Here is a 22,211-nt window from a genome sequence, read left to right on the forward strand (position 1 = left end):
TTCCGGGGAGGCTCGGACCACTGTTGGCGGGACAGGTTCGGCTAGCTCACAGGCGCGGGTCCTGCTGGACCTTGAGGGCGTTGAGGATCGGGTCGTGCTCGCCCTTGTCGCGGCGAAGCTCGATCGTCAGATCGCCACCGGCGTGCTCCACGATGGCCGCGTTGGTGTCCGCGGTCAGCGCACCCACGGTCGCCTGCACGTCGTGGTCGTAGAGCACGACCTTGCCGTCGGCCAGCACATCGAAGGCACGCTTGCCGGCCTTGACCTTCTCGATCTCCGCGAAGCCGAGGGCGATGCGGTACGTGCCGGCGGGGGCGTTCTTGAACACGTAGCTGAACGTCTCGCCGGTCCGCTGGGTGCGGAACAACGCGTCGTCCTCGGTGCCGGCGATGTCGGCCCTTGTGCTACGCGCCTTGCCGCCGACGTAGCCCCACGCCCGCGAGCCGAGCTGCTGGTCGGGCGCCCAGAAGAAGCCGTCGGAATCGACGTACCCCGACCCGCCCGCGTCGACGCCCTTCCAGTAGGCGGACGTCGCCAGGCGGACCGGCTTGAGCTGGGCCTCGCCCTTGCCGGCGTTCGATGCCACGAGCACGTCCCCGACGAGCACGCCGGGCTTGATGCCGGCGTTGTCGGCCGTCACCGTGACCGTGGTGGACGTGCCGGCCGCGAGCGTGACCGTGCCGGTCGCGGCCGCGCCCGTGAGGGCCAGCCAGGGAAGGTCGGCGGCCCCGTGTCCGCCGTCGCTCGTGCGATTCTGCTCGCTGAGCCGCACGTCGAGCGGGGCGGAGCCGGTGTTGGTGACCGTCACGTCGGCCGTCGCCTTCTGGTTCTTGTCCAGGAGCCAGTCGAGGTCAGCTCCGGTGACCGTGGCGATGCCCGTGGTCAGCGCCGTGTCGACCACCTCGGCCTGGTCCTTCTTCGTGATGGTCACGGGGTGGCTGGCGGTGACGTAGTTCGGCGCCTCGATCTGCACCGTGTTCTCGCCGACAAGCGCCTGGGCCTTCCACCGGCCCTTCACGTCGGTCGTGATGACCCGTTCCCCGTTCGGCCCCCTGAGCGTGACGATCGCGCCCTCGATCGGCTTGCGGTCGTTCGCGTCGGTGACCGTGCCCTCGATCGTGCCGGCCGCCGGGAGGGTGTACTCCAGCCCCTGGCCGGCCTTCAGGACGGGCTGGTTGAAGGAGTACTGGCTCGCGGGGTTGCGCGTCAGGCTCTCCAGGCCGACCGTCGCCGACGACCCTCGGGTGAGGGGGTTGTCGCCGCCGACGCCGTCGCCGTACCCGATCTGGATCCGTCCGTCGGCGATCAGGGTGACCGAGAAGCTCACCCGAGCCGTCCGGTCGTTGTAGAAGGCGACGTTGCGCCACTCGACGACCTGCGCCGCCAGCCCGTCCACCTGGGTCGTGCCGTAGTAGATGCCCGCCTCGTCGTCGACGATGAGGTCGTCCCAGAGCGGATAGATCGCGTCGATCGGGTACGGCGACGGCAGTGCCGTGTTGTTCCCCTGCGTGCTGGCCCGGTCGAAGGTCAGCGTGCCGTTCGTCGTCACGCACACGCCGTCCCAGGCCGTGTCGTAGAACGGGGCCAGGAAGCTGGAGTCGAACCACAGCGGGCCGCAGAGGTCGTCGCCGTGCCACCCGGACTCCTGCGTGCCCTGGCGGTAGAGCCCGTCGGTCACCTTCATCGAGTACGAACGGCCGGCCGGGGCCACCGGCACGGGGCCCGGCTCCGGCTGCTCCGGCTGGGGCTCCGGCTCCGCCGCGTCCGAACGCGGGTCGAGCGTCACCCGCAGCGCGGCGACTGTCGGGGTCTTCAGTCCCTTCGCGCCCCGCAGCTCCACGGTCAGCGGACCGCCCTCGTGCCGCACCACTGCGGTACGCCAGTCGGCGGTGTTCGGCCCGACGACTGCGGCCGCGTCGTACGCGTACTCCGCCAGCGATCCGTCCACGACGACGTCGAACACCCGCTTGCCCCTGGCCGCCTTCTCGATCTCGGCGAACCCGAGATCGATCGCGTAGGTGCCCTTTGGCGCGTCGGGGAAGCGGTAGAACAGCTTCTTCTCGTGCGTGGTGCGCTGCGACTGGAACAGGGCGTCGTCAGTCGTACCGTTGATGGCGGCCTTCGTGGCGGCGACCTTCGTCTTTCCCTCGTAGCCCCACGCCTTCTTACCGGCGGCCTGGTCGGCGGACCAGGTGTAGCCGGAGCCGTCGGTGAACGACGGGCCACCGGCGTTGACGCCGACCTGGTACTTCGTGGTCGTGAGCGTCACCGGGACGTAGGTCTTGGACTGGCGTCCGGAGTCGGACCGCACCACGATGTTCGCGCCGAGGGCTCCGGGCTTGGCACCCTTCGAGGAGATGGAGACCTTGACGGTCGTCGACTCGCCCGGGGCGAGGGTGCCGCCGGTCGAGGAGAGCGACAGCCACGGCAGGTCGGTGACCAGGTCGTCCTCGACGTCGACGAGCACGACGTCGTCGGCGACCTGGTCCACCGCCCACAGCGCACCCGTCGAGTCGGTTTCGAGGCCGCCGCCCTGGCCCGCCTTCTGGCCGGGGAACCACCACGCGTTCACAAGCGAGCAGTCGTCCGGGTCGACCTGCAACAGTCGGGTGGGCCGGTTCGAGGTGAGGTCGGTGTACCAGATGGTGTCGGACGCCTGGTTGTACGCCAGGCCCATCACCTCGGGTAGCGGCGGCGCGCAGAAGGACAGCAGCGCACCCGGCTTGTCGTGCGACGTCCCGGCGACGGTGCCGATCATGCCGTTCTTCCGGCCGCCGACGTAGAACACGTCCCGCGTCGGGTTGTAGGCGAGTCCGGTCAGTTGCAGCGTGGACCAGTCACCCTTGACCTGCCGGGTCTCCTTTCCGGTGTCCCGGTTGAAGCAGTGGATGTAGCTGGCCGGGCTGTCCTCCATCTGGCACATGTCACCGGTCTTGGTGTCGAGCGCCATGTCGAACGCCCGGTACGCGGGGTTCCACGACGCGTCGAAGACCTTCCCGGTCGGCTTACCCGTCACCGTGTAGGCGGTGTTGGTCCGCTTGTTGTAGTCGTGGACCCAGACGTCGCCGTCGTAGCCGACGCCGGAGGGCTCCTTCTCCTCGATCGTGCCGGGGATGCCGATCCGGGTGATGACGTCGCCGCCGGAGGTCGCGCCGACCTCGGCGGCCGCCTGTGCCTCGGCGGCCTTCGCGGTCGCCGCCTTGCCGTCGACGTTCGACGGCTTCATGCCGCTCGCGCCGCTCTTCCACGCGGTGAGGTCGATCGTGCTGGCCGCGCCCTTCCCGGTGCGCGAGGTGGCGCCGGCAGCGTCGAGGTCGGGGTGGCGCGCGGCCTCCCCCAGGGTGTACGTGAGGGGGGCCGAGCCGTTGTTGGTGAGCGTCAGCGAGCCCACACCGCTCTGGTCGGTGCCCATCAGCGCGTTGAGGCCGTCGGCCTTCAGGCCGGCGGCGCCCGTGGTCAGCCGGGCGTCGATCGTGGCGCTCGCGTAGAGCTTGTCGAGGGAGAAGGGGTACGCCGCGGTCGTGTAGTTGGGCGCGTCGACGGTCATCGTGTAGTCGCCGACGGGGAGTTGGCGGTGCACGACGCCGGTCCCGTTCGTCGTGACGGTCTCGACGAGCCCCTGCTTGTTGGTGAAGGCGACCTTGGCCCCGGCCACCGGCAGCCCGTCGTTCGCGTCGACGACAGTCGCGTCGAGGTATCCGAAGTCGGGCAGGTCGTAGGTGACGATCATCCCGTCCCGCAGCACCGGGGCGCTGTCGGAGAACCGGATGCCGTCGACGCCGGCCCAGCCCTGGATGCCGGTGACGGCGTGCGCGCCGGCGGTCACCGGGTCGTCGGTCCCGACGCCGTCGCCGTAGCCGAAGATCACGGTGCCGGAGCGGGTGAGCGTGGCCGAGTAGCTGACCGGCTCGGTGTTCTCCAACCGGTCCGGATAGGCCCAGAGCTTGGCGTCGCGGAACTCGACGACGAACGCGTCCTCACCGTTGACCTTGGTGGCCGCCGTGAAGACTCCCCCACCCGGAGCGAACTCGACGGGGGTCTGGACGTAGAACGGGAAGACGCCTGCACCGCCGCTGCCGGGTCCGGTGCTGGTGTCCGGGGAGATCACGCCACGCAGGCTGATGCCGAGGGTGTCGTGGCTGCCGTTGTAGAGCGCGATCGGGAACGGCAGCTTCACCGTCGCCCACACACCGCTCGTGTACGCGACCGGGTCGGTGCCACGCAGGTATTCACCGTCGGAGACGGCGCAGCGGTAACCGCCCTCGTCGACGACGAGCCCGACGGGGATCTCGCGTGACTCGTTCTGCGCGCCGACGGTCAGTGGGAGCGTCGTGGGCGAGAAGCAGGCGTTGGGCTTGACGGTGAGCGTGTACCCGCCCTCGGGGACGGCGCTGATCGTGAACGCACCGTTGGCGTCGGTGCGGACCGGCTTCAGCGGCGTGTCCGTGAGGGAGACGTCGGCGTTCGGCACGGGCCGCTTCTTCTCGTCGACGACCGTGCCGCTGATGTCGTGCCTCGCGGCGGCCGTGAGCGGCAGCGTGACGGGGGTGTCCTGGCCGAGGGTGATCGTGACGTTCGCGGTCGCGGTCAGGTAGCCGAAGACCCTGGTGCTGAGCTGGTAGTCGCCGACCGGGAGGTTCGTGGTGAACCGGCCGTCCTTGTCGGTGCCGATCGACCGGCTGAACGGTCCGCTGATCGTCACGTCGGCGGCGGGGACCGGAGCGCCGTTGGCGGTGACGACGCCGGTGAGGGTGCCGCCCTTGCGGGGCGCGAGTTCGAGCAGGCGGACGAGGTCGAGCCGGCCCTCGCCGAACTTGTTGTTGACCTCGGCGGTGCCGCCGCACTCGGTGTCGTCGACGTCGACGGCCGACTCCCCGAGCAGGCGGCGGGTTTCCTCGACCTGCCCGATGAGGGTCGGGTCGTAGCTCCACAGCGCCGCGACGGCGCCGGCGACGTGGGGGGCCGCCATCGAGGTGCCGGACATCTCGACGTAGCCGTTGCCCGGGTAGGACGAACGGACACCGTCGCCCGGAGCGGAGATCTCGGGCTTGATCCGGCCACCCTCACCCTCGCCCTTGCGGGAGAACAACGCGAGCGTGCCGTCCGACCTGGTGGCGCCGACGGAGTAGGCGCTCTCGGCGGAGCCGGGCGAGGAGACGGTGTCGCAGTCCGCGTACGGGCTGGTGTTGCCCGACGACCAGACGCTGAAGATGCCCGCGGCGCTCCAGGCGTCGTCGATGGCCTGGAAGAAGTCGTTGAAGCTGTGCTCTTCGGTCTGGCCCCACGAGTTGTTGATGACGTGGGGGCGCTTGGACGGGTCGGGGTTGTTGCCGTGGACGTCGGTCGGGGCGAGCAGCCACCAGCCGGACCGGAGCAGCGACTCGACGCCGGTGCTGTCGCAGCAGCCGTTCGTCGCGATCCACCGCGCCTCCGGGGCGACGCCGACGTGGTTGGTGCCGTCGTCGCCGACCATGGTGCCCATGGTGTGCGTGCCGTGCCCGTTGTCGTCACACGGCGCGTCCGCGCACGTGCCCCGGGTCGCCATCCAGTTGTAGTTGTGGTCGACCGTGCCGTCGGGCTTCGTGCCGCGGTACGAGGGCAGCAGGGCGGGGTGGTCGAACTGGACGCCCGAGTCGAGGTTGGACACGGTGATGCCCGCGCCGGTGGCGCCCATGGCCCAGGCCTCGGGGGCGTGGATGGCGTCCAGACCCCACGTCGAGGTGCCTGCCTCGGCGGCGGCCTTCGGGGCGGGGCGGGCCTCCTGGTCGGCCGGGCTCTTCTCCTCGACCGGCTTGACCAGCGCGACCTGCGGCGTCGCGTGGATCTCGGCGACCTGCGTCTTCGCGGCCACGGTGAGGGCGAGCTTCTCGTTGCCGCCCTTGACGAGCACGGTGTTGGCGATCGGGTACGAGGTGTACGTGACGCCGGCCCGGTCGAGTTCGGTGGAGACGGAGGCCAGCGAGTTCTTCGCGGCGGCGGTCAGCGCGTCGTAGACGAACTGACCGCGAGCGGTCCAGTCGGTGATCTTCTTCGTCGGCGCGAGGTCGGCCCTGGTGTCGAACGTGATCCAGAAGTCGGACTTCGGCTCCGCGCGGAAGCGGTCCTTGAGGTTCGAGGCGATCTTGTTGGCGGGGGCGCCGGGATCCGGCTCGGCGGCGGACGCCTGTGGTGCCTGGATCAGGCTCAGGCCGACCGCTGCGGCAAGCGAAGCCGCGAGGGCTTTGAGTTTCATGGGAGTCCTTCGACCTACAGGGGTTGGTAGGGATCGTGGTTCGTGCGGTCGTCGGCACCGTCGGCGTCATGGGCGTCGGGGGCGCTGGCGCGCGGCTCGCGGGGCGGCTCGGGTGTCGGTGGGTCCTCGATGGCGGCGTCGTCACGCGTGACGTGTCGCTCAGGCACGCATTGCCCAGTGGCTATGGATCACGAAGCCATGCTCGGGGTGGACGAGCGGCCGTCGCTATCCAGCGGATACGTCAATTTTCACGACGGGACGTCGAGGGAGTCCTCTTCGGCGAACACTCCGGCCTCCACCGCCTTGACCGCCAGCGCGGTCCGGGAGGTCACCTTCAACTTGCGCATTGCCGCACGGAGCTGCTGATCCACCGTGGCCGGTGACTTGGCCAGGATCCGGCTGATCTCCCGGTTGGTCTTGCCGGCGACGACAAGTTGGACCACGTCGAGCTCACGCGGTGAGAGCTGGTCGCCGTACCCTCGTCGACCGCCGCGCCACAGTCGCGGAACCTCGGCGCCGTGTTCGCGAAGTCGCTGCGCGATCCGGTCCGCGTCGCCGCGGGCACCGAGCCGGAACAGGTGCTCGTACTGTGCGGCCAGCAGCTCCCGGCCCTGCTCGACCTGGCCGTGCGCGATGAGCGCCTCGGCCTGACGCTCGCGGGCGAGCATGGCGTCGTAGGGGCGCGGCAACGCGCTCCAGGCGCGCGCCGCCCGATCGAATGCCGTCGCCGCGCGGGCGTGGTCTCCGCTCGCGGCGAGCAGCAGGGCACGGCACACGGCGAGCGCGGCGCGGGGCGCGGGCGCCGTACGGCCACGCAGCCCCCTGGCGAGCTGGTCGCCCAGGCGGGTCGCGGTCCTGAGGTCGCCCTGGGCGAGGTGCGCCTCGATCTGGGCGGGGACCAGGTCCGTCGCCCAGATCCAGATGCCCTTCCTCCGGACGGTGTCCATCGGCTCGTTGGTGACCTGTAGAGCCCGGCCGCTGTTTCCGTCCGTCAGCCACAGCCGGGCCAGCGCGGCGGCGGCCTCCATCGTGTCGTCGGCCGCGCCGAGACGGGCGGACTCCTCGAGGACCAGGCGGAACTGCTCCTCCGCGGCACGCCGCCGTCCGGCCGCGGCCGCCAGCCGGGCCGCGAGCCGGATGCTGCCGAGGTAGTGCGCCGGCCGGTCCCGGTCGGCGTCGGCGAGTGCCGCGCTCTGCTCGGCGAGACCCTCCCACCGGCCGGTGAGCCACGCCAGGTTGGCCTGTTCGAGTCGGACGTTGAGTTGCAACCGGGACGCCTGCTCGGTCTCGGCGAGGTGCATGGCCACGGCGAGGTGCGTGTCCGCGTCGGCGTACCGGCCCCAGATCACCGCGCCGGTCCCGACGTTCGCGTGGATGCGCGCCACGTCGAGACGCTCCGCCGAGGTCGCGCCGTCGACGGGCAGGCCGGCGACGACGTCCCAGGCCTCCTCCTCACCGAGCATGAGCAACGCCGCGGCCCGGTTGCCGGCCAGGTTCAGCCGCTCCGCGGGAGAGGCGAACTCGGTGGTGAGCTCGGCGGCGCGATCCAGCCAACGCCTGTGGGTCGACGCCGGCCACGGCCCCGCGTAGGCCCAGCCGAGGTAGGTCATCGCCCGGGCCGCCTCGACCGGGTCGTGGTCGAGGTTGGCCACCGCCTGCTCGAGCTCGCTGAGCGCCGCCTGCGCCTCACCCGCCGTGATCAGGAGCCGACCCAGGGGGTTGCGGATCTCGGCCTGCTGGCGGGCGGAGAGACCGGGGGTCTCCAGCACCGCGCGCAGGGTACGGATCACCCGGTGGTGGACCTGGTCGACCGGTTCGCGACGGCCCAGTGCGGCAACCGCGGCGATGCGCGCCACCCGCGCCCGATCCGGCGGCGGCAACACGGCCCACGACAGCAGTTCGACAAGCATGTCGACGGCCTTGGTGTGGTCGCCCGACGCCACCGCCAACTCGGCGCCCTGCTCGGCGTACCGCGCCCAGGACGGCGTCTCGCCCGCCGCGCGGAAGTGGTGGGCGAGGCGTGCGACAGGCGGCGGGTGGACGTGCTCCAGGGCACGGCCGGCCAGCAGGTGGAAGTGCCTGCGGTCGGTCAACGGGATCGCCTCGTAGACGGCCGTGGCGGCCAGCACGTGCCGGAATCGCCACTCGCCACGGTCGTCCGCGTCCAGGACACCGGCGTCGGCGGCTTCCGTGATGGCGCCTCGACACTCGGCGGGTGACAGGCCTGCGGTCACCGCGATCGCGGCCACCGACGACCGCTCAGCCAACGTGGCCGCGGCCCGCAACACCTGCTGCGCCGGCGGCGACAGACGACCCACCCGTTCCCGGGTGGAGTCGCGCACCGTTGGCGGCACCCGTAGCTCGCGCAACTTCAGCCGGACCCACTGCCCGTCGCGGAAGACGAGGTCGGCGCGGTCGTACATGAGGCGGACCGACTCCTCAAGCGCCAGCGGGAGGCCACCGGTCCGCTCGTGCAGGAACGTCGCGAACTCCTGCGAGATCGGGTTGCGGTCCAGCATTGAGGACACCAGCGCCGCGGTGTCGTCGGGTCGCATCGGCGCCAGGGCGATCCTCAGCTGGGTCACACCGGCGGGCAACCGGGACGTCAGCCGCAACAACAGCGATCCGTCGTCCACCTCCTCCGGCCGGTAGGAGACCACGAGGCTCGGCCCGTCCGTCTGCTGCCGGGAGGTGACGAACAGCAGGAACTCCAACGTCATCTCGTCGGCCCAGTGGGCGTCCTCGAGCACGAGAACGTCGACACGCAGGGCCCGCAGCAGCTCGTCCAGGGCGCGGAACAGGCGATGCCGCGCCGCCTTCGCGTCGTCCAGGGGCGGCAGTGCGGGCGGCAGGTCCGCGGACCATTCCGGGAACAGGGGCCGCAACGCACCCGCGAGCGCGCTGAGCGGCAGTCGCGACACCGGGTGGTCGATCCCACGGAACGCGTCGACGATCGGCCCCAACGTCAGCGACTCGCGAAGCGGTGGGCACACCGACACCAGGGCGCTGCGCCGCTCGGACGCCGCCAACCACTCCCGCAGCAGTCGGCTCTTGCCGATCCCCGCCTCACCCTCCACCAGCACGATCGCCGGTGGCCGGGCCAGGGCGCCCCGGAGCGCCGCCATCTCCCGAGCACGGCCCACGAAATCCGGTGTGGAGACCGTCGGCGCGATCCCGTTGTCCTCGGGCGAGGGGTCGAGCATGCGTGATGATCTCGCTTTTCGCTGCTCGGGCGCAAGTACCGGCGGCGCCCGCGGAGCGGGCTCCCCGCGGAGCGGGCTCCCCGCGGAGCGGGCTCCCCGCCCGGTCTTCGGCGATATGCTGGAGGGCGAATGATCTTCGAGCTGAAGGGCGGAGCCATCGCCGCTCGTTCCGACCGAACTGACGGAGAGACACAGTCATGCGTATCGTTCTCGCCGGTTCGACAGGCGTCATTGGTCGCCGGCTCGAGCCGCTCCTGACCGCCCAGGGGCATGAGGTCATCGGGTTGTCCCGCACCGGCCCGGTCGCCGTCGACGTGCTCGACCGGGACGCGGTGGCGGCAGCCGTCCGCGACGCTCGGCCGGACGTGGTGATGCACCAGCTGACAAGCCTGAACAACCGCGACCTCGCCGCCAATTCGCGGCTGCGTCGGGTCGGGACCCGCAACCTGGTCGACGCGGCGCTCGCCGCCGGGGTACGCCGGATCGTGGCACAGAGCATCGCCTGGGCGTACGAGCCGGGCGCCGAGCCCGCGACCGAGACGACCGCGCTCGACCTCGACGCCGCCGAGCCGCGGCAGACCACCGTGGCAGGAGTCGCCGCGCTCGAATCCGCCGTCGCGGAGGCGCCCGAGTGGGTCGTGCTGCGGTACGGCACGCTCTACGGGCCGGACACCTGGTACGCCCGCGATGGCCTGATGGCCCAGCTCGCCGCCGCCGGCCGGGTCCCCGCCGACGCGAACGTCAGTAGCCTGCTGCACATCGACGACGCCGCGACCGCCGCGGTCGCCGCTCTGGAGTGGCCCGGCGGCGTGGTGAACGTCTGCGACGACGAGCCCGCCGCGGCCTCGGAGTGGGTGCCCGCGTTCTGCGCGGCGGCCGGAGTCCCGGCGCCCGCGGTGACCGTGGGCGAGCGGCAGGGCTGGGCGCGGGGAGCGAGCAACCGGTTCGCGCGCACGCACCTCGGCTGGGCCCCGAGCTGTCCCTCCTGGCGAGAGGGATTCGCCACCGTGTGAGCGGTAGGCCTCACCGGCGAAGGCGTTCGATCAACGTGCGGACCGCCTCGGCGTACCGCTGGTCCGACCCGGCGGGCCGGTGCCCCTGGATCGGTGGCGGGACGCTGTCGCCGGGTAGGGCCACCACGTCGGCGGGGTCTCGTAGCCGCCGGTCCACCGTCGACGACGGGCGGGCCACGGTGACCGGCTCGACTGTCCGATGGGCGGAGAAGATCCAGCCGCCGATCGAGTCGGTGTCGCGCCACAGGTTCACCCATCGCCACCCGACCCGATCGCCGATCTCGTGCAGCACATCGTCGTCGACGAAGGCGGGGAACAGTCGCGCGTAGAGCCGACTCAGCGGTGACCCGTGGGTGAGGAGCGCGACTCGGCTGCTGATGTGCGGCGGCAACTGGAGCACTGTCGCGGCGGCCAGGACCGAACCATGGCTGTGCGCGGTCAGCAGCACGGCGTTGCCGCGCGAGACCAGGTGGACGATTCGTCGGGTCAGCTCCGGCACGGCTCTTTCCGCGTAGCAGGGTGGCGCGAACGGGTGGGCGGCCCGGGGCCAGAACGTGCCCAGGTCCCACAGGACACCGACGTGGCGCCGGAATTCGACGGTCCGGTAGGCGAAGATTCCGCCGACCGCCAGGCCGAGGATGATCGCGGCGATCCCCCAGCTCCCGAACGCGATGGAGAAGGTGATCAGGCTGCCGGGTAGCCGTGCGTACCGCTGCACGGATTCGCTCGGGAGCAACTCCAGCAGGCCGACGGTGGTGGTGGCCGTGCCGAGCCCGGCGAGACAGGCGTAGACCACGGCCAGTGGGACGAGTCTCTCCGTGAAGCGAGCCCGAGCTATCGCCTTGCGCACCTGCCGCAGTCGGGTCGCTGCTCCGGCCGGACGATCCGGGTAGTCGCACGCCACGATGGCCGCCGCGGCACGCAGTCGGCGACGTCGGGAGATCAGGACGACCGGAACCGCCACCACGAGCGTGAACAGCACGGCCCGGAAGAAGCCGAAGATCGCCCAGGTGAACGCCTGTGGCAGGCCGGAGGCCAGACCCTCTCCGGTCGGTGCGTCGCGGTCCAGGAGATCCGCCACCCGGTAGACGAACTCGGCGGACACCGCCACCGCCAGACTGACCGCGCCGGCCGCGATCACCAGCGCACCCAGCCCGAGCAACGGGACGCCGCCCCGCCGGTCGCGGCGCCAGAGCAGCACGGCTCCCAGCGCCGCCAGCAGGGTCGTCTGGGCAACGAAGAGCGAGGTGAGCACCGGGCTGTAGCCGGGCAGGCCGTTCCCCTCTTTCCACGAGGTCGGGCTGGCCAGGACGTGGGCCGTCACCACGATGGTCAGGGCGACGGCGACCGTCCGCACCGTGCGGGTGAGTCGGTCCAGTCGCTGGTCGGAGGCGGCGCGGTCGATCAGCCGGGGCAGGCAGAGGAGGACCACGCAGGTGGCCAGCACCGTCCCGCTGGCCACGGCCAGCGCGATCGTGCCGGCCGTGGCGCCGGTCGCGGCTCGGGCGGCGAGCAGAGTGACGTCGAGTGTCGCGAACGCCGCCGCGACGTGGATCGAGCGCAGCCGGCCCACAAGTGGCCCGGCGTCCCACTGGCCGATCTCGCTGAGTCGATGCGCGGAGACCTCGTCCGCGGGAGGCCGAAACGCGTCGAACACCTTCCCCGGTCGTGCGCTGGCCCGCCAGAGCAGGCCGATGGCGGCGGCCGGAACCACCGCGAGTACCGCCAGGCGCAGGCCCACCGGTTGCCCACCCAACCAGGACAACCAGATGCGCCCGGCCAGGCAACGGGACGAGCCCATGCATCTCCACGCGATCAGGTCCAGCGTGACGCCGGCGAAGGCGAGCACGTACAGCGCGGTGAGAGTGAGCGCCAGTAACCGGCACAGGGATCTGACCAGCGCATCCGAGCCGGGGTCGGCCGGCCGCATCCAGATCGCCAGGTTGGCCAGCATGAACGGCAGCAGGAACACGAGCGACAGCGTCCGGACCACGGTTCCGGAGGGCAGGTCGGCCCAGCGGTACGCCTCCAGCGTCACCCGATCCCCGCTGTCGCACGAACACTGGCGGCGAGGTCGGTAGAAACCCCCACTGCGGTCGCCCGCGACCTGCTCGACCTGTGGCACGTCCAGGACCTGGGCGGCGCTCGCGGTGGCGGCCCCGTGAACCCGCAGTTCCACCACGTCGTCGGTCATCGCCGGCCCGCTCGACCGCGCTGATGAACCCGACATCGGACCCCCCGGAGCACTTTCGGCGGCAAGCCGGGCGAACCCAGCCGGGGACCCCGCACCATCGGGGCCGTGTACCCCGCCCGAGGAAGACCAACCGTGGATCGCTGGACGGGCGGGCATCGAGTGACATCGGTAAATTGCAGTCATGGGCTCGCCGCATCTCCTCGTCGTGACCCCCGGAATCCGTGCGTACCGGGAGTACCTGCTCCGATCGATAGGTCCCGCGTACCGGGTGCACCTGGTGGTCACCGAGCCGCCGACGTGGGAGCGCGGATATCTGGACGGCTGGACGGTCGTCGACGATCTCGCCGACACCGGAGAGCTGGTCCGGGTCACCACGGCGCTGGCCGAGCGGGACCCGGTCGACGGGGTGATCTGTTGGGACGAGACGTGGATCGTGCAGGCCGCGCACATGGCTGCCGCCCTCGGCCTGCCCGGCGACCCGGCGGTGATCGAGCGCTGCCGGGACAAGCACCGCACACGCGCCGAGCTGGACGCCCACCAGGTGCCGCAGCCGCAGTCGCGACTTGTGGGTGGCGGCGACGAGGCCGAGGCGGTGGCCCGGGAGATCGGCTTCCCGGTGGTGCTCAAGCCGCGCGCGCTGGCCGGCAGCTTCGGCGTGGTGAAGGCCGACGACCCCACGGCGGTACGCCGGTTCGTCGGGTTCACCGCCGGCAGCGGCCGGATGGCCCCGGAGTTGCCCGTGCACGAGCGCAACATCCTGGTGGAGGAGTACGCCGACGGCCCGGAGATCAGCGTCGACTCGGTGGTGCACCGGGGCGAGGTGATCCCGCTCTGCATCGCCCGCAAGGAGGTGGGCTTCGCGCCGTACTTCGAGGAGACCGGGCACGTGGTCGATCCGGCGGATCCGTTGTGGCACGACGCGACGCTGCGCGAGGTGATCGAGCGGACGCACTCCGCCCTCGGCTTCTCCAGCGGGGTGACGCACACCGAGCTGAGGCTGACCGCGCGGGGGCCGAAGGTGATCGAGGTCAATGCCCGCATCGGTGGCGGGCTGATCCCGTACCTCAACGTGCTGGGCGGTGGCGCGGACGTGGGCCTGGCCGCGGCGGCCGTTGCCTGCGGACGCCCGCCGGAGGTGCGTGTCGCGCCGCGTCGGCAGGTCGCCGCCATCCGGTTCTACTACCCGCCCCACGACAACAGCCGGATCGCCGAGATCGCCTTCGACCGGGCCCCGCTGCCCGCCGCGATCGTCGAACACGGGCCGCTGGCGCAGCCGGGCGAGGTGAAGTCACCGCCGCCGCAGGGGCTGATGGACGGGCGGATCGCGTACGCGATCGCGCTGGGCCTCGACGCCGACGAGTGCCGGACCGCGCTGGACGCGGCCGGGCGGGCGCTGCGGGTCGACACCGCCTGAGCGGGCCCGGCACCGGCGGCGCGCGGCCCGGCCCGCCGCTCAGACGGGCACGGGTGTTCGCTCCTCGGGCAGGATGTCGTGCAGGGTACGGACGCGGCGCAGCGGGGAGAGGACGAGGAACAGGCTGGTGCTCAGCAGCCCCACGGTGCCGATCAGGAGGGCGCCGCGGGGGCCGAGCACCGTGCCGAACCAGCCACCGAGCAACGAACCGGCCGGCTTGACGCCCATCGCCACGAAGAGGTACGCGGCATTCGTGCGGCCGAGCAGCCGCTGCGGCGTGATGGCCTGCCGCACGCTCATTGTGTGCACGTTGCACCCGGTGATCCCGAAGCCCTGGATGAAGAACGCGACGGCGAAGATCGGCGCGGCCCAGGTGCCCCGCTGGGTCGCCGGCAGCAGCAGCGGCGCGAGGTCGCCGATGATCGCGGCCGCCAGCAGCGTACGACCGAGACCGACCCGACCCGCGACGCGTTCGGTGAGCGCCGCGCCCAGCAGCGCGCCCACCGCTCCGATGGAGAGCATGAAGCCCAGCGTGCCGGGGCTCATGCCCAACTCCCGAACAGCGAAGATCACCAACACGGTCTGGACGATCTGCCAGCAGATGTTGTAGCTGGCAGCCTCGCCGAGGAACGCCCGTAGGTACGGGTTGCGGAAGGTGAACCGGAACCCCTCCGCGACCTGCGACCGCACCGGGGTCCCGTCGAGCTCGACCGGCTTCTCCCGGGCCCGTACGGCGGTGACGCCGGCCGCCGACGCCAGGTAGGTCACGGCGTCGACGAGCAGCGCGAACGGGGCCCCGAGGATCTGCACCAGCACGCCACCGAGGCCGGGACCGCCGATCTCCGCCACCGACTCGCTGGCGGTCAGGCGGGAGTTGGCGCCGGTGAGCTGCTCGGGTGGCACGATCGTCGGCAGGTAGGACCGGTAGGCGATGTGGAAGAAGACCCGGGCGACGCCGGCGAGGCAGGCCATCGTCAGCAGCCACGAGAAGGTCAGCTGATCCAGCGCCGCGAGCAGCGGGATGGCGCCGATCGCCACCCCCTGGGCGAGGCTGGCCATGATCAGTACGCCACGGCGCTGCCAGCGGTCGACGAGCAGGCCGGCGGGTATCCCGAAGACCAGGTACGGGGCGAAGGTGACCGCGCCGAGCAGCCCGAGTTGCCCGGGGGTGGCCTCCAGGGTCAGCACCGCGGTCAGCGGCATGGCGAGCTGGAACACCTGGGTACCGAAGAAGGAGGCGCTCTCCCCCGCCCACAAGAACCGGAAGTCCCGGCGCCAACCCCCCGCCACGCTGCCCCCTCGACCACTCGAGCCACCCGAGACGCCCCCGCCGGGGCCGCGCCGCCACGGCACGTTACCGCTCACTGCCCAGCATCGATGTCGTAAAACCCGAATCCGTCCAGGTAGCACACTGTGGCGAAATCCTGGAGCAGGACGGACCGGTCCGGATGGATCAGCCCCACCACCACCGGCTCACTCTCGTCGTCGACGGTCCGCACGAGCTGCTCGCCGGGCTTGAACCGCAGGGTGACCCCCTGGCAGCTCGCCAGTTCCTCGATCAGGCGCACGTGCGGGTAGCCGCGCAGCCGGCCCTCGACCGGGGAGGCGAAGAACGCCATGGCGCCGTGGTTGTCCAGCGCGTACGGCTTGCGGTGCTCGGCGATGAAGCGATCCGGGTCGGCGTACGCCTGCGCGGTGCGGTCGATCTGCGACTCGCCGGTCAGCAGCACGGCGTAGCGGGCGACGTCGGCGCCGCACAGACGCGCGCCGGCCTCGACCAGCCGTGGTCCGTCGGCGGTCAGCATCACCTCCAGGTGCACCGGGCCGTACTGGATCCCCAGCGCGTCGAGCACCCGGTAGGAGTACTCGGCGACCGGCTCCCAGTCGGGGTCGGTGTGTGGCGTGGAGGTCATGCCGTTGATCCGGTCCCGGATGCCGTTGACGGTGATCTTCTGGTAGCGCCACATGTCGGTGATCCGGTGGTGGCCCCGGCAGCTCACGGTGTTGACCACGAACTCGACGCCCCGCAGGTACTCCTGGGCCACGACACCCTCGTTGGGCACGTCGAAGACGCTGTTGCGGGACATGATGTGGTGGTAGGCGGCCCGTGACTGCTCGGGCGTGTCGCAGAAGGCGACCCCGTCGTTGCGGGCGCTGCGCACCGGCTTGACCACGATCCGGCCGCCGATCTGACGGTGCCAGTCCGCCACCTGGTCCGGCTCGGCGACCCGTAGCTGCCGCGTGGTCGGCAGCCCCGCCGCCCGCAGCGTCTCGATCTGGACGAACTTGTCGCGCCGGGCCTCGCTCAACGCGGTGCCGTTGCCGGGCAGGCCGAGAGCCTCGTTGAGCTGGTCGGTGAACTCCACTCCCAACTCGCTGCCCACCGCCACGGCCACCGGCCGCAGCGCCGCCAGCCGGGCCACCAGGTGGTCGAAGTCCCGGTCGTGGACGATGTTGTCGGTGTAGCCGCGCAGGTCGGCCTCGCCGTAGGAGGGCGGCGGCTGCGGCGTGGACTGGACCCGTACGCACTCCAGGCCGGCCTCGGCGAAGGCCGCCGCCAGCTTGTCGACAGCGCCGTACGGGTCGACAAGAGCAATTGTTCGCCTGTCACCCATTGTCGTCCTCCTCCACTTCGTAGAACCCGGGCCCGTCGAGGTAGCAGATGGTGTTCAGGTCCTTCTCCACGGTCGCCGCGTCGGCGTGGGCCAGACCCACCGCGAGCGGTTCGGAGCTGTCGTCGACGGTGCGTCGCAGCAGTTCGCCGGGTTGTACCCGCACCGACCGGCCCCGGTAGCTGTCCAGTCGCTCGACCTGGTCGAGCAGCGGGTACCCCTTGAGCCGGCCCTCGACGGGTGCGACGAGGAAGGCCATGGCGGCGTGTGCGTCGCACCGGTAGGGGGCGTCGATCTCGGCGAGGAACCGGTCGCCGTCCAGGTACGCCTGCACGGTCCGGTCGATCTGGGACTCCCCGGTGGCGAGGACGGCGTACCGGGCGACGTCCGATCCGCACAGTCGCGCTCCCACCTCGACCAGCCGGGGACCGGCGCCGGTGATGATGATCTCCAGGTGGGCGGGCCCGTATCGGATGTCGAGCGCGTCGAGGACGGCGAAGGCGTACCGGCGCAGCACTGTCCAGCACGCCTCGGTGGGCGGCACGGACCGGATGCCGATGATGCGGTCGCGTACCCCGTTGATGTCGATCTTGGAATAGCGCCAGGTGTCGGTGACCCGGTGCCGGCCGCGCCAGCTCACCGTGTTCACCACGAACTCGGTGCCGGTCAGGTACTCCTGGGCGACGACACCCTCGTTGCGGTGGCCGAAGTCGTTGACCGCCGACCGGATCCGGAGATACGCCGCGACCGACTCGGCGGGCGTGTCGCAGATGTGCACGCCGTCGTTGCGGGCGCTGCGGATCGGCTTCACCACCACCCGCCCGCCGACCTTCCGGTGCCAGGCCGCCAACTGGTCCGCGTCCCGTACCGGCAGCTGGCGGGTGGCCGGCAGGCCCGCCGCGGCGATCGTGGCGATCTGGGCGTCCTTGGTCCGCCGCGCGTAGCTCAGCGCCGTGCCGTTGCCGGGCAGCCCGGCCGCCGCACCGAGCGCGTCGGCCAGCTCGACCCCCTGCTCGGAGCCCGCGATCACGGCCCGCGGCCGGTACGCCGCCAGCAGGCCGACAGTCGCCGACACGTCACCGTGGTGGACGATGTTCGCCGCGTAGCGGCTCAGGTCCAGCTCTCGGCGGTAGTACTCGGGGATGTCGACAGCGCTCTGCACCCGGACGCAGTCGTGCCCGGCCGCCTGGAAGGCCTGCGTCAGCCGGCTGGCCGAGCCGAAGCCGTCGACCACGGCGACCGTGGGCCGGTCGGTCCGGACGCCTGTCGGTCGGTCGTGCACGCTGAGCCCGCGCCGGTCGCTCACGGCCGCTCCCCGGTGACCGTGCCGAGGGCCCGGACCAGCCGGGTGACGATCTCGTCCGCCTCGGCCTCGGTCAGCACCAGCGGCGGCATCAGGACCAGCGTGTTGTTCGTGGTGGTGAGCAGCAACCCCGCCTCCTGGCAGGCGCGGCGGACCGTCGTCATGAAGCTCGCGCCCGGCCGCTCACCGCGGTCACGCAGCTCGACGCCGATCATCAGGCCCGCCCCGCGTACGTCGTGGATCAGGCCGGTGCCGGCCGCCTCGTCCCGCAGTCGCTCCCGGAGTCGATCGCCGACCCGGCGGACGTGGGCGAAGAGCGACCCGTCGGCCAACTCGTCGAGCACCGCCAGCCCGGCGGCCATTCCCACCGGATGACCGTCGGCCGTGCAGCCGTGCGGGAAGACGTACTCGGGTCGGGAGATCGCCTCGTCGAAGATCGCGTCGGTGCTGACCAACGCCGCCAGGGGGAAGTAGCCGGAGGTGATGCCCTTGCCGAGGATCAGCAGGTCGGGCAGCACCTGCTTGTCGACCATCACCGACAGGGCACCGGTCCGACCGAAGCCCGTCGTCACCTCGTCGGCGATCAGGTGGATGTCGTGCCTGTCGCACAGCTCGCGGATCTGCCGCAACGTGTCGGGCGGGGCGGCGAGCACGTCGGTGCCCATGACGGGTTCGACGATGATCGCCGTGACCCGCTCCGGACCGTGCCGGTCGACCATCCCCACCAGCGCGTCGAGGTTCCACGGCTTCACGTGGTGGACGTCCGGAGCCAGCGGCGCCTGCAACGCGTGCGCCTGCCGCTCGCCGGTCAGCGCGCTGGCGATGCCCCCGGTGCCGTGGTAGCCGTTGGTGAAGGCGATGACCTTCGTCCGCTGTGTCTCGCCGCGAACCTTGCGGACGAACCGCGACAGCAGGACCGCGGCGCTCGTCATCTGCGAGCCGGTGCTGCCGAAGCGGACGTGGTTGAGCGGGTCGGGCAGCGCGCCGACGAGGCGGCGGGCGTACTCCAGCGCCACCTCGGGCGGTTCCTCGTAGCGGATCACCTGAGCGACGGGCAGCCGACGCAGTTGGTCGCACATCGCCTCCACCACCCGTTCGGCCTGGTAGCCGAGCGTGGTGTTCCACATCGCGGCGCGCGCGTCCAGGTACCAGGTGCCGGCGGCGTCCTGCACCCAACATCCCTTGCCCTGGGTGACCGCGCTGCGGGCGATGCGGCCGTCGTCGATCGCCGGCCGGGTGACGGAGTTGTACCAGAGGGCGTCGTGGGAATCTCTCAACACGCCAGGGCCTCCAACTTCCTACGGTCGAGCTTGCCGTTGTCGTTGCGGGGGAACAGCTCTACGGACGCGATCCGGGCCGGCACCATGTAGCCGGGCAGGCGGGCGGCCACCCAGCGGGCCAGGTGCTCGGCCGGCAGGGCGCCTCCCACGTACAGGGCGCGCAGGTCGACGCCGTCGAAGAAGACGGCGGCGTCCTCGACCTCGGGGTGCCGGCGGAGCACCGCCTCGATCTCGCCCAGCTCCACGCGGTAGCCGTGCACCTGAACCTGCGCGTCGAGCCGGCCGAGGTGGGTCAGCTCACCGCCGTCGTCGACGACCCGGTCACCGGTGCGGTACCACAGGTCCTCCGTCAACGGCTCGGAACCGGGGTGGGTGGTGGCGGCCCGGCCCGGGGACCAGCTCACGAAGCGGTCCGCGTTGTTGGCCGGGTCGAGATAGCCGGCGAAGCGCTGCGGTCCCCGTACGCACAGCTCCCCCTCGTGGGCCGGGTGCCCCTGCTCGTCCAGGACCACGTACTCCAGGTGTGGCAGGCAGCGTCCGATGGGGACGGTGCCGTTGCGGGTCCGCGGCCACTCGGCCGGGTCGGCGGGCAGCCGGTACCCGGTGCAGGTCACTGTCAGTTCGGTGGGCCCGTACAGGTTCTCGATCACCGCGTCCGGCGCGGCGCGGTGCCAGGCCACCGCCTGGTCGGCGGTGAGCTGCTCCCCCGCGAACAACCCCCAGCGCAGGTCCGGCATCCGGCCGGCCGGCAGGCGTCGCATCCGGCCGGCGAGGGAGACCACCGACGGTACGGAGAACCAGTGGGTGATCCCGTGCCGGTTGACGAAGGCCGCCGGATCGGCCAGCTCCTCGCGGCGGGGCACCACCAGGGCGCCGCCACCGGTCCAGGTGACGAACATGTCGAACACCGACGGGTCGAAGGTGAGGTCGAACGTCTGACTGAGCCGGCTGCCCGGACCCACGTCGTAGCGGGCCACGTGGTGCTCGACGTACGGCCGGACGTTGTCGTGTCGGATCGGCAACCCCTTCGGCACGCCCGTCGAACCCGACGTGAAGAGGATGTACGCGGGCGCCTCGCCGGTCGGCTCCGGCGGGTCGACGGCAGCGTCCCGCCGGCGTCCACGGCCCACCACGCGCCCACCCGGCGTCGCCTGCACGAGCGGGGCACTCACCGGGGCCAGCGACGCGGCCATCGTGGTGTCCAGGAGAACGGTCCAGAGCCCGGCCCGCGCCGCGATCGTCGCGTTGCGGTCCGGGGGGAAGATCGGATTCAGCGGTACGACGGTCCCGCCGCCGCGCAGGATGGCCAGGTAACCGGCGTACGCGAGCGGGCTGCGGGCGGCGAGCAGACCGACCCGCGCCCCGGTCGGCATCGGGCCCAGGTCGGCGGCGAGGCTGTCGACGAGCGCGGCCAACTCGCGGTAGGTGAAGGTGGCGTCGTCGACGAGCAGTGCCGGCTCGCCCGGGTGCCGGCGGACCGTGGCGGCGAACCAGTCGTGCATGGTGTCAGACATGACGCACCTCGCGATCCATGAGCACCAGGACACCGTCGGCCGCGTGCAGCCGGTCGTTGCTGTAGTTCAGCGGCGCCGATCGCAGGTCACGCAGGGCCCGCTCCAGCGCGAGGTCCGAGTCACGTAGGTAGCCGTGTCGCATGCCGAGAAGCTCGACGAGGTCGTCGACAGCCGCCGGGCACAGCTCGGAGGCCGTCAGCTTGACCGCGTTGACGAGCAACTGCACCCCGACGAGCGTCGGATCGGCGGTCGTGGTCAGGACCGCGACCGTGTGACTCACCAGGGCGTGCACGGTGTCCAGCCGCTGCCGGACCCGGGACAGCCGGTGCAGCAGCAACTCGGAGTCGAGGTTGCGGCGGCTGCGCTCGGCCCGCAGCAGGGTCACCACGCGACTGAGCGCCCCGTCGGCCGTACCCAGCCAGCACGCGGCCCAGCCGAGGTGGGCCATCGGGGCGAAGGTCCGTACGGCGATGTCCCGGAACCCGCCGTGCGCGCCGATCACCTGCCCGACCGGAATGTCGCCGCGCAGGTGCAGCGGGGCGCTGTGCGTGCCCCGCATTCCCATCGGGTTCCAGCCGCCCCGGACGGTGATCTCCAGTTGGTCGCGCTCCGCGTAGAGCAGCGACAGCTGGGTGGGAGAGGTGGCGTCGGGGGCCTGCATCGTGACGAGGAACGCGTCGGCGTACTGGCCGCCGGTGACGACCGGGGCGAACCGGTCCACGTGCACCACCGCGCCGTCGCCGGTCAGCGCGGTACCGGAGGAGAGCAGGTGACCGCCGGTGGCGGCCTCGGTGGTCACGGAGGCCAGGTACAGCTCGCCCCGGGCGATCCGGGGCAGCAGCTCCTCCCGCAGCGCGCCGCCGTCGCGAACGATGGCGGCCACCTGCTGGCAGTGCATCGTGAAGATCATTCCGACCGACATGCAGGTACGCGAGAGCCGCCCGCTGACCGCGACCAGGTCGGCGAGGTCGCCGCCGGCGCCGCCGTGCGCGGCGGGCACCATCAGGCCCAGCAGCCCGGTGGCGCGCATGGCCGCCAGGGCTTCCACCGGAAACCTCGCGTCGCGGTCGCACTCGGTGGCGTGTCGGGCGGCGACCTCGGCGACCTCGGCGACCGCGCGGTCGAGGTCGGCGGCGCTCCACCCGGTCGGGCGGGTCACGGTGACGGTCATGCCGGGGTCCCGCTTCCCAGCGCGGTCCGCTCGAACAGAGCGGTCAGGGTGTCCAGCCGGGTCAGGTTGTCCGGCGTCAGTTCGATGGGGTCGACCTCGACCTCGAGGCGCTCCTCGACGCGTTCCACCACCTCCACGATCCGGAACGAGTTGAAGGTCGGCAGGTTGGTCAGGGTGGGGGTCGCGTGCAGGATGTCCGGGTCGACGCCGAGGACCTCGGCGGTGACCTCGATGACGGCGGTGTGGACGGTGGATCGGTCCATGGTGTCTTCTCC

General features: G+C 71.7%; 12 protein-coding genes. 2 read left to right on the forward strand and 10 right to left on the reverse strand.

Going from position 1 to position 22,211, the window contains the following annotated elements; all coding sequences use genetic code 11:
* Window positions 1-46: 46 nt before the first annotated feature.
* Both ACGFH8_RS01660 and ACGFH8_RS01665 read right to left on the reverse strand, forming a co-directional pair.
* The gene (locus tag ACGFH8_RS01660; protein WP_393361806.1) at window positions 47-6,232 is read right to left on the reverse strand and encodes a S8 family serine peptidase; all 6,186 of its coding nucleotides are present in this window, start codon (window positions 6,230-6,232) and stop codon (window positions 47-49) included.
* A 248-nt stretch (window positions 6,233-6,480) separates the two neighbouring features.
* Window positions 6,481-9,435: an ATP-binding protein gene (locus ACGFH8_RS01665; RefSeq protein WP_393361809.1), complete on the reverse strand. Its 2,955-nt coding sequence runs from the start codon at window positions 9,433-9,435 to the stop codon at window positions 6,481-6,483.
* A 197-nt stretch (window positions 9,436-9,632) separates the two neighbouring features.
* Here ACGFH8_RS01665 and ACGFH8_RS01670 point away from each other — a divergent pair, with 197 nt between their 5' ends.
* A complete protein-coding gene (locus ACGFH8_RS01670) occupies window positions 9,633-10,448 on the forward strand; it encodes an NAD-dependent epimerase/dehydratase family protein (RefSeq protein WP_393361812.1) in 816 nt (271 codons plus the stop codon).
* Between the two features lie 10 nt (window positions 10,449-10,458).
* Here ACGFH8_RS01670 and ACGFH8_RS01675 read toward each other — a convergent pair whose 3' ends face one another.
* Window positions 10,459-12,642, reverse strand: coding sequence for a hypothetical protein (locus ACGFH8_RS01675; RefSeq protein WP_393361815.1), 2,184 nt, complete (start codon window positions 12,640-12,642; stop codon window positions 10,459-10,461).
* 181 nt (window positions 12,643-12,823) lie between these two features.
* On the opposite strand from ACGFH8_RS01675, the gene ACGFH8_RS01680 reads away from it, so the two are divergent.
* The gene (locus ACGFH8_RS01680) at window positions 12,824-14,056 is read left to right on the forward strand and encodes an acetyl-CoA carboxylase biotin carboxylase subunit family protein (protein WP_393361818.1); all 1,233 of its coding nucleotides are present in this window, start codon (window positions 12,824-12,826) and stop codon (window positions 14,054-14,056) included.
* Window positions 14,057-14,095: 39 nt separating this feature from the next.
* Here ACGFH8_RS01680 and ACGFH8_RS01685 read toward each other — a convergent pair whose 3' ends face one another.
* The 7 genes from ACGFH8_RS01685 to ACGFH8_RS01715 form a co-directional block, all read right to left on the reverse strand.
* Window positions 14,096-15,346: an MFS transporter gene (locus ACGFH8_RS01685; RefSeq protein WP_393361821.1), complete on the reverse strand. Its 1,251-nt coding sequence runs from the start codon at window positions 15,344-15,346 to the stop codon at window positions 14,096-14,098.
* 71 nt (window positions 15,347-15,417) lie between these two features.
* Window positions 15,418-16,671 carry an ATP-grasp domain-containing protein gene (locus ACGFH8_RS01690; protein WP_393361824.1) on the reverse strand — a complete coding sequence of 418 codons (1,254 nt, stop codon included), beginning with the start codon at window positions 16,669-16,671 and terminating at the stop codon, window positions 15,418-15,420.
* Complete coding sequence (locus ACGFH8_RS01695; RefSeq protein WP_393361827.1) at window positions 16,664-17,974, reverse strand: ATP-grasp domain-containing protein; 1,311 nt, start codon at window positions 17,972-17,974, stop codon at window positions 16,664-16,666. Before ACGFH8_RS01695 ends, ACGFH8_RS01690 begins: the two co-directional genes overlap by 8 nt.
* Window positions 17,971-19,251 (reverse strand): aspartate aminotransferase family protein, encoded by a 1,281-nt coding sequence (locus ACGFH8_RS01700; RefSeq protein ID WP_393361829.1) that lies wholly within the window; start codon window positions 19,249-19,251, stop codon window positions 17,971-17,973. Before ACGFH8_RS01700 ends, ACGFH8_RS01695 begins: the two co-directional genes overlap by 4 nt.
* Window positions 19,245-20,765 (reverse strand): amino acid adenylation domain-containing protein, encoded by a 1,521-nt coding sequence (locus ACGFH8_RS01705; RefSeq protein ID WP_393361832.1) that lies wholly within the window; start codon window positions 20,763-20,765, stop codon window positions 19,245-19,247. The genes ACGFH8_RS01700 and ACGFH8_RS01705 overlap by 7 nt, the downstream gene beginning before the upstream one ends.
* Window positions 20,758-21,936, reverse strand: a complete 1,179-nt coding sequence (locus tag ACGFH8_RS01710) for an acyl-CoA dehydrogenase family protein (RefSeq protein ID WP_393361835.1) — start codon at window positions 21,934-21,936, stop codon at window positions 20,758-20,760. The genes ACGFH8_RS01705 and ACGFH8_RS01710 overlap by 8 nt, the downstream gene beginning before the upstream one ends.
* Entirely contained in the window at window positions 21,933-22,199 is a 267-nt protein-coding gene (locus tag ACGFH8_RS01715) for a phosphopantetheine-binding protein (RefSeq protein WP_393361838.1), read from the reverse strand. Before ACGFH8_RS01715 ends, ACGFH8_RS01710 begins: the two co-directional genes overlap by 4 nt.
* Window positions 22,200-22,211: the final 12 nt, after the last annotated feature.

The sequence above is a fragment of the Micromonospora sp. NPDC049175 genome (assembly GCF_043197345.1).
Classification (GTDB): domain Bacteria; phylum Actinomycetota; class Actinomycetes; order Mycobacteriales; family Micromonosporaceae; genus Micromonospora.

What these genes read in the sequence shown, in the direction of transcription:
- ACGFH8_RS01660 (WP_393361806.1), bottom strand. Translation starts at nt 6,232, where the DNA reads ATGAAACTCAAAGCCCTCGCGGCTTCGCTTGCCGCAGCGGTCGGCCTG.
- ACGFH8_RS01665 (WP_393361809.1), bottom strand. Translation starts at nt 9,435, where the DNA reads ATGCTCGACCCCTCGCCCGAGGACAACGGGATCGCGCCGACGGTCTCC.
- ACGFH8_RS01670 (WP_393361812.1), top strand. Translation starts at nt 9,633, where the DNA reads ATGCGTATCGTTCTCGCCGGTTCGACAGGCGTCATTGGTCGCCGGCTC.
- ACGFH8_RS01675 (WP_393361815.1), bottom strand. Translation starts at nt 12,642, where the DNA reads ATGACCGACGACGTGGTGGAACTGCGGGTTCACGGGGCCGCCACCGCG.
- ACGFH8_RS01680 (WP_393361818.1), top strand. Translation starts at nt 12,824, where the DNA reads ATGGGCTCGCCGCATCTCCTCGTCGTGACCCCCGGAATCCGTGCGTAC.
- ACGFH8_RS01690 (WP_393361824.1), bottom strand. Translation starts at nt 16,671, where the DNA reads ATGGGTGACAGGCGAACAATTGCTCTTGTCGACCCGTACGGCGCTGTC.
- ACGFH8_RS01705 (WP_393361832.1), bottom strand. Translation starts at nt 20,765, where the DNA reads ATGTCTGACACCATGCACGACTGGTTCGCCGCCACGGTCCGCCGGCAC.
- ACGFH8_RS01710 (WP_393361835.1), bottom strand. Translation starts at nt 21,936, where the DNA reads ATGACCGTCACCGTGACCCGCCCGACCGGGTGGAGCGCCGCCGACCTC.
- ACGFH8_RS01715 (WP_393361838.1), bottom strand. Translation starts at nt 22,199, where the DNA reads ATGGACCGATCCACCGTCCACACCGCCGTCATCGAGGTCACCGCCGAG.